We start from the raw sequence: 14,273 nt of genomic DNA, 5'->3' as shown, positions 1-14,273 counted from the left end.
CGCTCGAGTCCATGCTCGCCGGTAGGGGACGCCGCGAAACGTGGCGTCCCATCACATCGGCTCTTTTCTTCGATTGACTCGCACCCGGCAACCGTCACACCGATGGTTCTGGCGTCTGACCCGACGTTGCGGGTCGCTGGTATGGAGTTCCTTGCTCTTCTTTCCGTTGAAGTTCCCCATAGCAAGGTTGGACGTGCCGACCTGCGATCAGGTTCCTTCTATATCGAGATCGATCCGCATCAGTGATCACGTCATTGTCGGATTCGCACGAACGAGCGTTCACCATCTGGGCTGTTGCAGTTCCTTCTCGGATGATCCGATCGGTGTCACGGGCGCAGGCCGCGCGGCCATGCTCCCGAGCGGAAGGTGACGCCGTAACGCTGGTGTGCGCGGTGGCCTTCCATGACGGCGAGGATGGTGATCGTGGCGCACCCTCCGAGGAGCAGGGTGAGATCGATGGAGGTGGGCAGCAGTGTCGTTTCCCGGGTGGTGAGGTCGATGATGGCGACCGTCCAGGTCACGACCACGGCCACGGTGGGGCCGAGTAGCAGGTGTCCGTCGACGGCGTTGAACCAGTGCTTGGTGATCAGGAATGCGGCGCGGATCAGGAATGGCACGATCGCCAGAGTGAAGGCGACGACCGCCACCAGCACGATCAAGCCCACCACGGGTCCGGCTTGCCCGTCGAATGTCGACATCAGTATCGGAACAGCGGCGAAGGAGGCGACGCCGGCAACGCAGATTCCCATTGTTCGCAGCGGATGGATCATTTGGCGGGCGGTGGTGGCTCGGTGGGCCGACTCGGTTGCCGCGACGATAACGGCCATGGCGATCAGGCAGGCAGGGAACGCGATCGCCGCGGACAGCGTCAGCCGCTGTATGGAACCGAAGACCATTCCTTCGACCACGTTCCCCGAGTACTTGCCGATGACGAGAAGGTTGATTCCGAGACCGACTGCTGTGCGGGCCGTGCCGAAGTCGTCGATGGTTTTGTCCGGTGGTGCGAGCCGATATCTCGGCTGGAACAGCTTGCATGCCAACGCCCATCCGTAGGCGATCGGTGTGAGCAGCAATTCCCACATATGTTCCCTCCCCATGCCGTGTCGGCGCACGACTGTATCCAATTGTATTGGTACGCAACAACTACCGGGGTTCAATGGGTGGTGTCGCGGGCATGGCAATAGATGTCGGCGCGGGCTCGTCACGCGTGTAACCGCTGCCTTCGACGACATCGCCTCCAGCGTCCGTTAGATCGGGATTGAAGCCATCTTTGTGGCGTCAGTGAAACGATCTCGCCGATGGCGGTCCGGAGATCGGTGGTCATGTGTCCTCGTTGAGGAGAGTGCCTCAGACGTTTGCCGGGACGCGGTGGTGGGACAGGTGGGTGAGGATGGCCTGGTTGGCCTCCCAGCCGTCGGGAAACTTCACGGGAACGCCCAGGTGCACGGGTTCGGCGGACGGGTGGGCGTCGAGGAGTTCGGGGATACCTGCGCGTCCGACAAGGATGCAGGCGTGACGGTGACGGGAGGCGAGGACGCAGAGACGCCCCGCTTCGAGGTGGAAGGCGCTGGCGTCGCGACGGCCAGAGAGGGGGTGCAGGACCAGGGTGACATCGTATTCGCGGCCTTGCAGGCGGTTGGCGGTGTCGACGGTGACCGTTTCGGCCAGAGTGCCGCGCAGTGCGGTGCGCACGGCATCGGCCTGGTCGCGGTGCGCGGTGCCGACGGCGACACGTTCGGCTGTCACCGGGCGGGAGCCTTGTTCAGAATGGGCGGTCGCACTGCGTTCGAGCAGGCGGCAGGTGATCTCGGCGATCGCGCGCACGGCTTCGCTGTCGGTGCGCAGTGTGTGGCGGGCGGGCAATTCGTACCAGCCCCACCCGTGTTCGGCCGCTTCGTCGAGCACGTCGTCGATAGGGCTGCGCAGACCGGCGGCCGCGAATTCCATTCGACGGTCGTGGATTCCGGTGCCCGCTCGAAATTCGTTGAAGGGGTAGAACGCTTTCGAGACCACCGGCGCCGCCGTCGCGGACAGCCGCCAGGACACGGGCAGGCTGTGCACGGGGATGTCATCGTTGTTCGCGAGCATCACGCTGACCGCGCTCGTCGTGGGATCCCAATCCAGGCCCGCCCACCGGCCGACCTCGACGGTCGCAAACGGATCGAGCTGACCGGGGTCACCGACGAACAGTCCGTGGTCGAAGCGATTCGCGATGCGCAGCAACATATCCGACCGCATCTGATATGCCTCGTCGACGATCGCGTGCGGCCAGCGTCCGTCATCGATCGTCGCCCATTTGGCGGCGGTGCCGATGAGAATGGTGCTCTCGGTGAGGTCCGCGATCTTCTGCCCGACGGTCACGTTCGGCCGGTCGATGCGGTCGGGCTTGAGATACCCGGTGCGGGAGAGCCTTCCGATACTCAGCGCGGGGTCGGCGGTGGCGAGGCGGTCGATGAGATCGTCGACCTGCTCGTTGGTCTGGGCGACGACGATGTGCTGCCCACCGGATTCGGCGAGCTGTCGCGCCGCACGCACCACGAGCGTGGATTTGCCCGCCCCTGGCGGCGAATCGACCACGACCGCGCGGTGCGAGGTGTCGGCGAGGTCGGTGAGGATGCCGTCGACGGCCGCGTCCGCTGTTCGCATCACAGTTCCTCGATGGGTTCGGACTCCGGCGTCCACTCCGGCGGCGGGCCGCCGTGTGTCCACGGAGTGTCTTCGCGGGCAGGAAGCTTCGCGGGCGGTCCGCCGCTCCCGATCTTGAAACCGGCGAAGCGGACGGTAGCGCCGAGGTCGGGGACCGACCCCGGGCGGGCGACCTTGCCGGTGCCCATCCCGCCGGACAGCTCCAGCACGAGGTATTCGTGATCGCCCTCCATCGGTAACACCGTTCCCGTCTGGCTGGGATTGTCGACATTGCAGAACTCGTCGCCCTCGGCCACGATGACCGGATCGGCGGTGTGCACCTGTAGAATCGGTCGCAGCAGAGGACGGTTCTTCTCGCTCATCACCACACGGGCCGGATCGACACCGATCACGGTGCCCACGAAAGCCGTTCCGGCCAGCCGATGTTCGAGCATGATCCGAGGATCGTCGAAAGCCCGTTCCGCTTCGTACTTTTCGAGCGCCCGCTCACGATCGAGCAACTTCCGCACGGCCGACACCGCCGAATCCCGCCGCGCTTGCGGCACACCTTCGGCCACCGATCCGGCGAAGTAAGAGAACGACCCGACGTCCTCGTTCCACCGCCGGGCGACTCGAGCACCGGCCGTACGTTCACGCAGCAGCGCGAGCCCCTGCCACATGAGCTGCCAGGTCGGCTCGACCTGGGCGTGCAGCGCGCGCTCGATGCGCCGTGCGGCAAGGGATTTCGCCTCGTTGTCCTCGGCCGCGTCGTAGGCGGCAATGAGCGGGGCGAGTTCTTCGTTGTCGAAGCCGGGGTCGGTGGCGGGACCGGCGGGCGGCACCGACAGCGGGTCTTCGGCCCGCGCGGCGGCCTCGGCGCCCGTGCTGCCGGGCGGGGGAGCGATCCACCCGAGCAGCGCCGCCAGATTGGCATCCTCGAGCGCGGATTGGCCGGTTGCCCAATGCGCCGAGAGCACCGAGGTGAGGGGGACCAGCGTGCTGGAGCCGGGATGCTCGGCGCGATCGCAGAACCAGGTGAGCCAACGGCCGAACAGCGGAAGCGATTCGGGGACAGGGTTGTCGCCCTCGGTTCGGTGAAAACGCACCGAGCGGCCGAGCAGTTTCAGGAACCCCACGCCGCCCGAGTTCGGCACCCACAGCTGAGGTGCGTCGAGGCACCGCTCGTAGGTTTCGCCCGACTTGGTGGTCAGCTCCTCGGTGTTCTCGGCGTAGGCCGCGAGGTAGGGGAGCACGATCTCGGCGAGTTCGGCGAGGAAACGCAGGCGCAGCACCCGGTCGCGTGGCTGCGGGACGGTCAGCAGTGTCGGTGCGGCGGGGTCGGTTCCCACCATGACTGCCAGCGGTGCGGCGGCCTCACCTGCCAGCTTGAGCGGCACCAGGACGAGCGGGTTGTCCGAAAGGTAGGTGTGGCGGACGTCGGCGATTGGCTGGGCGTGGCCCGCGCGGACGGCGTGCAGGCGGGCGAGGGCGGTCAGGGCACTCATGTTCGAGGCTCGCCGTCGCTCAGCGTCGGCACGCGTGTCGCACACAAGCGAGCGATGCATTTGCTCCGCTTGTTGATCGGTTCGCTCATGCCTGCTCCTCGCCGACGCTCGGCTCGGGCATGCGCGATGCGCGCGGGCACATGGTTCGCTCACTTCTTTCGCTCATGCCTGCACCTCGCCGACGTTCGGCTCCGGCATGCGCGAAGCACGATGGCACACGATTCGCTCACTCCGTTCGCTCATCCCGCGATCTCCAGCCAAAGCCGGTCGGCTTCCCGCAACATCCGGGTGATGTCGGCGAACTCGGGCCCGAGGTCGCGCGAACCGTCGGCGACGGCGAGCACGGTGTCGATGTCGTCGAGGCCGCCGAGGTCGTCGCAGACACCGCGGCCGAGCGCGTCCACCGAGCCGTTCGTCCGCGCGGCGTCGCGGCAGGCGAAAGCCAGCTCGCACGACGACATGCATTCGGGGGCGTAGCGGGCGGGAATATCGGCGATCGTCTTCGCCAAGTGCTCGCCGGGCGCGAACGACACACCCTCCGGTAGGGTTTCGATCAGCTCGCTGATGGCCGTCAGCCGCGACAACTGACGCGACACGACCGCGATCTGCTTACGCAGGTCGACCAGCTCGGCGGTGGGCCGGTTGGTGAAATCCCGGGTGCAAACCAGGATCACATTGTGCGACACCAGGTCCGGTGATTCGCCGATCTCGGCAATGAGTTCGCGCAGCGCGATGACGTAGACAGCGGACTGCCGCGCCGCGGCGGCGACCTGCTCCGGATCCGCCTGCCCGTCGATCACGGGGAACGACTTGATCTCCACCACGTGGAAGCGACCGCCTATCTGCAACGCGACCACGTCCGGCTCCAGATAGGCGGTGGCGCCCGCGATATCGAGCCGCAGCATCGGATGGTCGAACAGCGTGCCCTCGCCGGAGCTGATCGCGTGCGCGAGCAGCTGACGGGTCCGCTTGTAGCGCAAGGCATTACCCGCGTTGTCACCGACCGAATTCAGGTCGTGATAGCCGGCCTCGGGAAGGGAGAGGTCAAGCTTGTCGCGCAACAACGCGAGCAGCTCGGCGCAGCCGTTCTCCTTCACCATCGCTTCGAACGCATTACCGCGCGTGATCGCGAACTGCGACTGACCGAATCGGGGTGGAAAACCCAGCTCCCTGGCGATGGCGGCCTTGTCGGCCGCCGCCGCGTCCAGCAGTGCGCGCCGCGCGCAGCCGGGGTTCGCCGTCAACGCCGCGATGGTGCGGGCATTGTGGCGGCACGCCGGCGCTGCACCACGCAGCTCATCCAGCCGTGCCGTAAGTGTGTTCATCCCACCTCGTTTCGTCGTCTTCCGGCCACACCGAGCCGGACACCGAATAGTCGGGAGGCCTCGTCGAGCTGCTGATCCGCGCGCCGCGCGGCCTCGGCGCGGCGGCGGGCGTCATCCTCGCGGTGTACCGCGAGCTCCCTTGTGGCGGCGCCGATCACCGCGAGAGCGTCGATCGCGTCCGGCGAACCCTGCACGCCGGGAACAGAAACCGAGAGCTTCCACAACACCCGCCGCGCACCAGGTCCGCAGTCGGGCTGAGCGGTGATGTTCTCCGCGAGCCGGATAGTCGCCGTGAGCAGATCCACGCGCGGACTGAGAGGCCCGATCATCCGCTGCGCCAACGGCCAAGTGCTCACCGCCATCAGCCCGCGTGCTGGGGAGAGGTGATCGGCGGTGAGAGCCGCGCAGAGGTAGTACGGGCGCGTGAACGGTGAAGCGCGGAACGACCGCTCCTCGTCGCGACGCAGGCTGGTCAGCCGAGCGGGAGCGATCGCGCCGGAAAAGAACGATTCATGGACCGCCAGAACCAGTTTCGGGGACGCGGGCGCACCGATCAGTGTGAGTGCGCGATGGACGTGCTCGCGGATCGGCATCGCGTCCGCTTCCGTTCGCTCCGCGGGCGACTCTGCCTGCGGTGCCTCGCCCCCGAGTACGGCCGAATCCCAGGCGTCCTCGGTGCGCCGCAACTCGGCCCGAAGTTGCCGGGCGCTCACGCGATCCCCGGCGGTCACCGCACGCCGCACCGCGGCGCGCAGCTCGGCGATGCGCGCTTCGAGTTGCTCCGCGGGGTCGGTCACGGCGCGAGCGTATCCATATATTCCAGTGAAGTCCAGCATGTTCCAGTATTTGCCCGCAGGTGTCGGGCGGTGTCGACGATAGTGCTGCCCGCACCGTATCCACTGGGGCCGACAACTTGATTTCTCCGGTGTGCGCGGAGATCGCTGTCGCGGTTGTGTGAGGTGCCCGCGCCGGGGCGGGCACCTCTTTCGTTCACTCGCAGCCGATGCCGTTGCCGTCGCGGTCGAGTCCGTACTCGTCGGGTCCGATGACCTGGACGCGGCCGGTGTAGACGGGGCCGTTGCCGCTACCGCCCTCGCAGTCCACGTCGCTGACGTTGGGCAGGCAGGGGATGTAGGAGGCGTGGCAGTTGGACGGTTCGGCGGCGGCCGCTTGTGGGGTTGCGAGTGCGAAGCTAAATGCCGCGATCGCGGCGGAAGCCAGTGTGACGATGTACTTCATTGTGCTCCAGTCAGTTGTGTTGCGGCCGACGGTTTGCCACGGTTCTGACCACGAATCATGCAGTACTAGACGATAATTCGCTCCGGGATGTCGAGGGAATCAATGTGCTTGCTTTCGTATCGAGGGCTCGTCAGGTGCGGACGTGTATGGGTTGGCCGAAAGTTGTCTATGGCGTGTGGTTATTTAAGCAACCGCAATGGGTCGGAAGGTGGGGCGATGGGGCCCGTCGGTATAGCCAGTTGAATGGGTACCGTGGAGCAGTAGTGGACGAATTCAGGGAACGTTCATACGAGGTGCGCGCATGGCCGGTCGACCGAGCCGCGTGTACCGCGTTGCAGGAGTACATTCGGATCCGTACCGCTCCAGGTGATAGGCCTCGTGGTGCACTCGGCGGTGCTGGTTTGAACTTCCACGGCGCAGATCTCCGCGATCTCGATCTCTCCGATGCCCATCTCGCCGTGGCCGATCTCGACGGCGTAAACCTCGCGGGAGCCGACCTCGACCGGGCCACGCTGCTCGGTGCAAAACTGCGAAACGCCGACCTATCCGGTGCATACCTCCATAAGGCCGAGGCGGACGGGTGTGAAGGAGCGTGCGTCAACCTGTCCGGCGCGAATCTCCTCCGGGCCAGCTTCGTGAAATCCGATCTGCGCCAGGCGAATCTGCGTGGTTGTGAACTGAGCTCAACCAACCTCCGGCACGCAGACCTTCGTGGCGCGGATCTCCGGGGATGCCACTTCGGCCCAACGCCTACCCGCCTGAGTGAAGCGCAACTGTCGGGTGCCAAGGTCGCTGATGCCCGCGGTGAGGTGCGCGGCCCGGTGCTGGTCGACGGTCAATTCCTCGCGGGTCAGCAATTGAAGGAATGGTTTGCCGCCATGGGCGCCCGCGAATTGTGTGTGGTGGAGTGACACTTCGTCTGAACGCGCACCTGGTCAGAGAGCCTGGTCGATCCTGTCTGTGCCATCGGCACCCTCCTGTCGAAGCAGTCCGGACCGCCGCTCTACTGCTCGCGCAGGTCCCCGCAGCTACGGTCGACATCCGCACCGGCGACAGCCTCTCAGCCGACGTTCCCCCGGGTGAGGAGTTCGATGCCGTGCTCGCCAACCCGCCCTATGCGCAACGTGATTGGGGCTCAGACCGGCTTGCGCTCGATCTCCGCTGGGAGTATTCGGTGCCGCCGCGCGGCGAATCCGAACTCGCCTGGGCGCAGCACATCCTCGCGCACCTGCGCGTCGGCGGGACCGCTGTTGTTCTGCTGCCATCTGCCGTTGCTTCTGGCAGCTGGCGCATCGGCGGCCTCGCCGGGCGGGCTGCAGTCGGGGCTGGCGTCGCTGGTCACGCGGAATATGGTCGAGGTCGTCGACGGCGCGCGGTTCCGCCGGTGCAATGCCCGCGGCGAACAGGTCGGCCCTGGCCATGCCGCATAACGCACCTGCGACAATCGGTTCACCATCCCCATCGAAAGGAATCCGAGGTGAACTCTGCCGGTGTTGTGCCGCTGCTCGGACGTGTTGCTGCCGCTGTGTCGGAGGCGATCGCCCGAGTCCGTCCGGAAACGGCGGATGCGGACCCGGTAGTGCGACGATCCGATCATGCCGACTTCCAGTCCAATGCCGCGTTGCCGTTGGCGAAGCGGGTCGGTATGCCGCCGACTCAACTCGGCGGCGAGCTCGCCACCCACGTGGATGTCACCGATGGGGTGATCGCTGATGTGCAGGTGTCTGGCCCAGGGTTCTTGAACATCACCCTGACAGACTCGGCAGTGTGGGAGACAGTCGCCGCGCGACTGGCCGATTTTCGGCTCGGCGTCCCGACCACGGAGGACGGGCGTCGGGTGGTCATCGACTACTCGGCCCCGAACGTGGCGAAAGAGATGCATGTCGGCCACCTGCGAACCACCATCATCGGTGACAGCCTGGCCCGGGTGCTCGGCTTCCTCGGCGCTGATGTCGTCCGCGCGAACCACCTGGGCGACTGGGGCACCCAGTTCGGCATGCTCATCCAATACATCGACGAACATCCCGAATCACCCTGGCACACAGAGGAACTCGACACCAACATCAGCTCGGTATCGGCGCTGGACAGCCTGTACAAGGCTGCCCGCGCGCAGTTCGACTCCGATCCTTCCTTCGCCGACCGGGCGCGGAACCGCGTGGTTGCCCTGCAAGCCGGTGACCCCGAAACTGTCGCACGATGGCGGGAGATCGTTGTCGAGTCCGAGAAAGCGTTCGGTGCGATCTATGACCGGCTCGGTGTCCTGCTGACACCCGGTGACTACATCGGCGAGTCGTTCTACAACGACCAGTTGGCCGACACGGTCACCGAACTCGTCGACAAGGGCGTGGCGGTCGACAGCGACGGCGCGATCGTTGTGCTGTCCGAACAGGTCAAAGGCCCCGACGACCAGCCTGCCGTGCTGATGGCCCGCAAACGCGACGGCGGCTACGGCTACGACAGCACTGACCTGGCCACCATCCGGTACCGCATCGCCTCCCTGCACGCCGACCGGCTGCTGTATGTCACCGACTCACGTCAGGCACTGCACTTTCAGCTGGTCTTCGAAGCGGCACGGCGAGTGGGCTGGCTCACCGACGCGATCGGTGTCGACCACGTCGCCTACGGAACCATCCTGGGGCTGGACGGCAAACCGTTCAAAACCCGTGCTGGAGGAACGGTTCGGTTGATGGACCTGCTCGACGAAGCCGTCGCGCGTGTCCGTGCGGTTGTCGCCGAGAAGAACCCCGACCTGACTTCGGCCGAACTCGACACCATCGCTGAGCAAGCGGGTATCGGTGCGGTCAAGTACGCGGATCTGTCGACCTCCAGGGTCAAGGACTACAGCTTCGACCCGGGCCGGATGACCTCGCTCAACGGCAACACCGGCGTCTATTTGCAGTATGCCCATGCTCGGGTGTGTTCGATCCTGCGCAAGGCCGGCGCCACGACCCGAGCTGCGGTCGACACTCTCGGTCCACTCGAACCGGCGGAGCGGGAGCTTGCGTTGGCCCTCGACGGCTACGGAACCGTCCTCGGCGAGGTCGCCGAAGCGCTGGAGCCGCACCGGCTGGCCGGCTATCTCTACGATCTTGCTCGCGCCTATACCAGCTTCTACGACTCGTGCCCAGTCATTGCGGCAGGCGAGCCGATCCGTTCGAACCGAATCGCACTGTGCCAGTTGACCGCTCGCACTCTCGAACTCGGGTTGGGGCAGTTGGGAATCGCCGCACCGCAACGGATGTGACCTGTTGGCCGGACGCTCACCGCTTCGGTGTTGCGTCCGGTCGGCGGATCCGGACACTCGCCGACAAGGATTTCGACATCGGGAGGCAGTCCAGCCGGTCATGACATCGAGTTCCCCGGTTCCCGCGCTGCTGCCGGACTCCACATCGGATCCGGACGCGATCGCGTGAAACGATGGGAACCCATTCCCCGAAATCGACATCCTTCACGAGCCGGTCAGCGGGGACATGGTGGAAGCCGCTTTGCGCGAACCGTATTGAGCGTCGCGAGGTACCGGCTTCAAGAGGGTGCCGATACCCTTGCCCTACCCCGTGGTGTACGGGGCGGCGGAGGTGGCTGGACGCCGCCCAGGGCATGCGATGTAGTTCTGCTGTGATCGTTGGGTGTCTCGGTGGATCGTTCGCCTTATCTCCCCGCGAACTATGCTCACCCGATCCATGTTCTGTCGATCGGAACTCAAAGGGGCGGGATGTTGTCTGGCAAGTCAATCCTTCGTGTGCTCGCGATGGTTGGTGCGATTGCGCTGCTCAGCGCATGTACGACGCGCGAATCCGGGGACGGGAAGCTCCAAAATTCGGCAACTGGTCCTGCGATCGCCGTGTCCCTTGCGCCGCATTTCGCGGCGGCGCCGGAGATCGGCCTCGGTGGACCACTCTTTTCCGTTGCTACCGGATACCGCGACCATGTCCAGCCGACAACAGCTCTAGCGGATCTCGTCGTATTCGACGAGATGCGCACCATCGACCCGTGTGGCCTGATCGACGAGGCGTCGATCTCTGCTATTGGGCCTGCCAGGATCGTTCCGGCCGAACCTCTCGAACGATGTGTCGTGATGTTCGACTGGCCGACCGAGGACAAACGGGCCAACGATGTGACCATCGAGATCGAACTCGTGTCGCCTGTACGCACGCGCTCGTCGGATCAACGGCCGATCGAGATCGCCGGGCGGAACGCGAGCGCGCTGACTGTCGGCCTGTGCCAATTCTCGTTTCCGATCGGCCAACTCACCGACGGTTCTACGGCCGCGATCGTGTACACACAGGGGTTGGGTCCCGGTGGGCAGGGGGACTGCTCGGTACTCGAGCAGATCGTCGGAGCGTCGGCTCGGCTTATCGATGCCAAACCGGCTCCGGCGGCGGCGGTTCGCAGCCTGGCGGCGACCGCGGACCCGTGCGCGGCTTTGGCGGCGTTCGTACCGAACCAAACGCCGTACGTGGTCGATGGAACCTCGCAGTACGAATGCGCTTTCATCCTCGACCGCCCGGATCGATACACCGAAAAGATCCGAATCCTGCACTCCAACACGACCCGGGCCCAAGCGACAAGTGCGTCGTACCCTGTCTCGGACGGGAAGCGGCGGGTCTTGGTCGACGGTATCCCCGCGGTGGAGAGCACCAGCGGAGGCTACTGTCGGATAAAGGTTTTCGTGGGCCTACTTCGCCCACTACCTCCGGTGGACTCCAGCATTGTGTATGACATGAATGCGGTGGAAGTCATCGGCGACAGCTGCGACAAAATCATCGCCGTGACCCAAGCTGCGGTCGCCGTCTTTCGGGGCCGGTAGGGCAGCGCGGGAACAGTCGGATTGAGCCCAGAGTCGTCGGCCCGGTGGGCGTTCTTCGAAAGAGCTGGAATGCTGCGTGCATCTCGAGATCAGCCCCGAAGAGATGCGGCCCCAGGTCTTGGCGGCCAAGGACGGCATTGCCGCGGCCCTCGGGAATGCTGTGACAATCATGCGGCAAACGCGCGAGAACGGATAAGAACTCGTCACGATTGCCCGAAGTGCCCAAACCCCTCTCGACACAATCGGTTTCCGCTCAGCCCATCGACTTCGCACCATCGAGCGATTCGCGGATGATATCGGCATGCCCTGCGTGCTGGGCGGTTTCGGTGGCGATGTGCAGCAGCGTCCGTCGCGCGCTCCACCGCGCACCCGGCTCGAACCACGGCGCTTTCGGCAGCGGATGCGAAACGTTGAGGTCGGGCAGTTCGCGCAGCAGCTGGTCGGTTTCGGCCGCGACCTTCTCGTACTCGGCGAGAACGTCGGCCAAGGTCTCATCCGGCAGCATCGTGAACTGGCTGCTCCACTCGGCGATATCCGCCTCGGTCATCGATTCGAAGTCCGGCTGCGCCGTGGGCCCCTCCACGATGAACTGCGCCCATTCCCGCTCGACCAGCGTCACGTGCTTGATGAGCCCGCCTACGCACAGTTCGCTGGCGGTGGTGCGCAGGCCGGCCTGCTCGTCGGTCAGACCGCTGGCGGTGAAACGCAGGAAGTGCCGTGCCTTGGTGAGGGTTTCGAGGATGTCGGCGCGTTCGGAGTCGAGCTGGGGGAGCGTGGCGGTGGTCATGAGCGGGTTCCTCTCCTGGTCGGTGTGAATACCAAGGTAGAAGCAATTGCGGCCAGTTTCCGTCCGCAATGTCCGCGATACTGAGAACATGGCTGATACGAGTGCGCGCACGTTGCGACTGCTGTCGCTGCTGCAGACCCATCGCTACTGGCCGGGTACGGAACTGGCTGAGCGCCTGGACGTCTCCGCCCGCACCCTGCGCCGCGATATCGACCGCCTGCGCGACCTCGGCTACCCCGTCGATGCCCGCCCCGGCGTCGACGGGGGTTACCAGCTCGCCGCGGGCGCCGCGCTGCCCCCGCTCGTCGTCGACGACGATGAAGCCGTCGCGTTGACCGTCTGTCTTCAGGCTGGTTCCCAGGGTGCCGTCGACGGTCTGGCCGAACCGTCGATCCGCGCCCTGGCCAAGGTGGTCACTGTCCTGCCGACCCGCCTGCGCCGCCGCGTCGACGCCCTGCGCGCCATGACCGTCTCCACCGGCTGGACCGTCCCGCTCGCCGACGTCGACCCGGCCGTCCTCACCGACCTCGCGATGGCCTGCCGCGCGGAGGAACGCCTGCGCTTCACCTACACCGCCGCCGGCAACGCCGCCACTGACCGCGAGGTCGAACCCCACCGCCTGGTCTCCCTCGGTCGCCGCTGGTATCTGGTCGCCTACGACCTCACCCGCCACGGTTGGCGCAGCTTCCGCGTCGATCGCATCACCGGCTCCCTCCCCACCGGCGCCCGCTTCCGCCCCCGTGATCTCCCCGCCCCCGACGCCGCCACCTTCGTCCGCAACGGAATCGGCTCCCTCCGACCGTCCTACGAGGTCTCCGCCGAAATCGAAGCGCCCGCTGACCTCGTCCGCTCCCGCATCGGCCGGTGGTGCACCGTCACCGCTCTCCCGGACAACCGCACCCGCATCGACCTCACCGCCGACGAACTGCATTGGCCGCTACTGGCCTTGGGAGCCGTGGGCGCCGAGTTCCGCGTGCTGAGCCCAGCGGTGCTCGTGGACCGCGTGCAGGAATGGGGCGCGCGATTCACCCGCGCGGCCGAGCATCGCTGAGCCGGACCGCAATACGGTAATCGCGGAGCACGGCGTCGTCATTCGAACGACCCGGGGGTCATCCGTCGTTTCGGGCTCGACGTGGACGGGCTGGCGGAGTGTCTCGCCGGACGCTGTCCCGGTGCGCAGCTGCTCGAGGAACCGCTGTGCCGAGCCGGCCAGCAATTGGCGGCGAGCTTCCAGGAAGTCGCGATACCGGTCCACCTGCCAGAGGTTCGGCTCCATCGGGATCCATTGCGACGCAAGGGCTCCGGGGTGCTTTTTCTCGACCTCCGGGAGGTAGCCGGCAGGTGGGCGTTTGCCGGTCTTCAGGTTGGTGTCCTGGGTGAGGAAGCAGAAGCTCGATCGTTGCCCGAAACGGCTGGGCCGTTGGTGGAAGCGCGGGCCGGCCTGCCACCGGAGACGGTGGCAGGCCGATGGCGCTCAGCGGGCCGCTTTCCTCACCAGCTCGCCGATCATCGCTTCGTCGTCGGCGGTCAACGCCGTCAGCGCGAACGATGTCGCCCACATGGTGCCGTCGTCGAGGTTCGCCTTGTCTTCGAAACCGAGTGTGGCGTAGCGCGACTTGAATTTTTCCGCGCTGCGGAAGAAGCAGACGACCTTGCCGTTCTTGGCGTAGGAGGGCATGCCGTACCAGAGTTTCGGCGTCAGGTCCGGTGCGCTCGCGGTGATGACGGCGTGGATTCGTTCGGCGAGGACGCGATCGGATTCGGTCATTTCGGCGATCTTCGCGAGCACGTCCTGCTCGCCGTCGGCCTTGGTGGCGCGGGAACCGCGGCGGGCGGCTGTCTTCAGCTCTTGGGCGTGCTCTTTCATCGCGGTGCGTTCTTCGTCGGTGAACGCGACCGCGGACTTGGTCTTCGTGGTGGTCATCAGCCGGAATCCTTCTGTGTCAGTGGTTGATAGCGATGGTCTCGATGGGGGGACCGGTGTA

The 14,273-nt window shown here is 65.9% G+C and carries 13 protein-coding genes and 1 pseudogene; 5 read left to right on the top strand and 9 right to left on the bottom strand.

The genetic code is table 11. The features are described 5' to 3' along the window. Positions 1 to 326 precede the first annotated feature (326 nt). From NL1_RS15695 to NL1_RS15670, 6 genes are all read right to left on the bottom strand, one after another. Positions 327 to 1,082: a hypothetical protein gene (locus NL1_RS15695; protein WP_067840078.1), complete on the bottom strand. Its 756-nt coding sequence runs from the start codon at positions 1,080 to 1,082 to the stop codon at positions 327 to 329. Between the two features lie 265 nt (positions 1,083 to 1,347). Further along, positions 1,348 to 2,646 (bottom strand): AAA domain-containing protein, encoded by a 1,299-nt coding sequence (locus tag NL1_RS15690; RefSeq protein WP_067840076.1) that lies wholly within the window; start codon positions 2,644 to 2,646, stop codon positions 1,348 to 1,350. Then, the gene (locus tag NL1_RS15685) at positions 2,646 to 4,130 is read right to left on the bottom strand and encodes a hypothetical protein (protein WP_067840074.1); all 1,485 of its coding nucleotides are present in this window, start codon (positions 4,128 to 4,130) and stop codon (positions 2,646 to 2,648) included. The genes NL1_RS15690 and NL1_RS15685 overlap by 1 nt, the downstream gene beginning before the upstream one ends. A gap of 239 nt (positions 4,131 to 4,369) precedes the next feature. Continuing rightward, positions 4,370 to 5,455, bottom strand: a complete 1,086-nt coding sequence (locus NL1_RS15680; protein ID WP_067840072.1) for a hypothetical protein — start codon at positions 5,453 to 5,455, stop codon at positions 4,370 to 4,372. After that, the gene (locus tag NL1_RS15675; RefSeq protein ID WP_067840161.1) at positions 5,452 to 6,252 is read right to left on the bottom strand and encodes a hypothetical protein; all 801 of its coding nucleotides are present in this window, start codon (positions 6,250 to 6,252) and stop codon (positions 5,452 to 5,454) included. The genes NL1_RS15680 and NL1_RS15675 overlap by 4 nt, the downstream gene beginning before the upstream one ends. 193 nt (positions 6,253 to 6,445) lie before the next feature. Then, the gene (locus NL1_RS15670; protein ID WP_067840070.1) at positions 6,446 to 6,694 is read right to left on the bottom strand and encodes a hypothetical protein; all 249 of its coding nucleotides are present in this window, start codon (positions 6,692 to 6,694) and stop codon (positions 6,446 to 6,448) included. 263 nt (positions 6,695 to 6,957) lie between these two features. Here NL1_RS15670 and NL1_RS15665 point away from each other — a divergent pair, with 263 nt between their 5' ends. Beyond that, positions 6,958 to 7,605 (top strand): pentapeptide repeat-containing protein, encoded by a 648-nt coding sequence (locus tag NL1_RS15665; protein ID WP_162272735.1) that lies wholly within the window; start codon positions 6,958 to 6,960, stop codon positions 7,603 to 7,605. Next, a pseudogene (locus NL1_RS40205) lies at positions 7,560 to 7,907 on the top strand (N-6 DNA methylase); the annotation flags it as partial. The gene NL1_RS15665 and the pseudogene NL1_RS40205, both read left to right, overlap by 46 nt. Here the strand turns inward: NL1_RS40205 and NL1_RS39485 are convergent. Next, the gene (locus NL1_RS39485; protein WP_067840067.1) at positions 7,830 to 8,036 is read right to left on the bottom strand and encodes a hypothetical protein; all 207 of its coding nucleotides are present in this window, start codon (positions 8,034 to 8,036) and stop codon (positions 7,830 to 7,832) included. The pseudogene NL1_RS40205 and the gene NL1_RS39485 sit on opposite strands and share 78 nt — an antisense overlap. Before the next feature lie 135 nt (positions 8,037 to 8,171). Between NL1_RS39485 and argS the strand changes: the two genes are divergently transcribed. Together argS and NL1_RS15650 are read left to right on the top strand one after the other, a co-directional pair. Then, on the top strand, positions 8,172 to 9,938 hold the full coding sequence (gene argS / locus NL1_RS15655; RefSeq protein WP_169813587.1) for an arginine--tRNA ligase: 1,767 nt from the start codon (positions 8,172 to 8,174) through the stop codon (positions 9,936 to 9,938). Between the two features lie 468 nt (positions 9,939 to 10,406). Beyond that, the gene (locus NL1_RS15650; RefSeq protein ID WP_156094873.1) at positions 10,407 to 11,501 is read left to right on the top strand and encodes a hypothetical protein; all 1,095 of its coding nucleotides are present in this window, start codon (positions 10,407 to 10,409) and stop codon (positions 11,499 to 11,501) included. A gap of 253 nt (positions 11,502 to 11,754) precedes the next feature. On the opposite strand, the gene NL1_RS15645 is transcribed toward NL1_RS15650, so the two are convergent. After that, positions 11,755 to 12,288 (bottom strand): DinB family protein, encoded by a 534-nt coding sequence (locus tag NL1_RS15645; protein ID WP_067840061.1) that lies wholly within the window; start codon positions 12,286 to 12,288, stop codon positions 11,755 to 11,757. A gap of 88 nt (positions 12,289 to 12,376) precedes the next feature. Here NL1_RS15645 and NL1_RS15640 point away from each other — a divergent pair, with 88 nt between their 5' ends. Further along, a complete protein-coding gene (locus tag NL1_RS15640; protein ID WP_067840059.1) occupies positions 12,377 to 13,339 on the top strand; it encodes a helix-turn-helix transcriptional regulator in 963 nt (320 codons plus the stop codon). Positions 13,340 to 13,762: 423 nt separating this feature from the next. Here NL1_RS15640 and NL1_RS15635 read toward each other — a convergent pair whose 3' ends face one another. Then, positions 13,763 to 14,212 (bottom strand): iron chaperone, encoded by a 450-nt coding sequence (locus tag NL1_RS15635; RefSeq protein WP_067840058.1) that lies wholly within the window; start codon positions 14,210 to 14,212, stop codon positions 13,763 to 13,765. Positions 14,213 to 14,273: the final 61 nt, after the last annotated feature.

This window comes from Nocardia lijiangensis NBRC 108240, assembly GCF_001613045.1.
GTDB classification, from domain to species: domain Bacteria; phylum Actinomycetota; class Actinomycetes; order Mycobacteriales; family Mycobacteriaceae; genus Nocardia; species Nocardia lijiangensis.
The sequence above is the reverse complement of the archived record's forward strand: the minus strand, read 5'-3'. Positions and strand labels throughout refer to the sequence as shown.

Coding starts and splice junctions, on each gene's coding strand:
- NL1_RS15670 (WP_067840070.1), bottom strand. CDS start 6,694: ATGAAGTACATCGTCACACTGGCTTCCGCCGCGATCGCGGCATTTAGC.
- NL1_RS15645 (WP_067840061.1), bottom strand. CDS start 12,288: ATGACCACCGCCACGCTCCCCCAGCTCGACTCCGAACGCGCCGACATC.
- NL1_RS15635 (WP_067840058.1), bottom strand. CDS start 14,212: ATGACCACCACGAAGACCAAGTCCGCGGTCGCGTTCACCGACGAAGAA.
- NL1_RS15690 (WP_067840076.1), bottom strand. CDS start 2,646: ATGCGAACAGCGGACGCGGCCGTCGACGGCATCCTCACCGACCTCGCC.
- NL1_RS15685 (WP_067840074.1), bottom strand. CDS start 4,130: ATGAGTGCCCTGACCGCCCTCGCCCGCCTGCACGCCGTCCGCGCGGGC.
- NL1_RS15650 (WP_156094873.1), top strand. CDS start 10,407: ATGTTGTCTGGCAAGTCAATCCTTCGTGTGCTCGCGATGGTTGGTGCG.
- NL1_RS15695 (WP_067840078.1), bottom strand. CDS start 1,082: ATGTGGGAATTGCTGCTCACACCGATCGCCTACGGATGGGCGTTGGCA.
- NL1_RS15640 (WP_067840059.1), top strand. CDS start 12,377: ATGGCTGATACGAGTGCGCGCACGTTGCGACTGCTGTCGCTGCTGCAG.
- NL1_RS15680 (WP_067840072.1), bottom strand. CDS start 5,455: ATGAACACACTTACGGCACGGCTGGATGAGCTGCGTGGTGCAGCGCCG.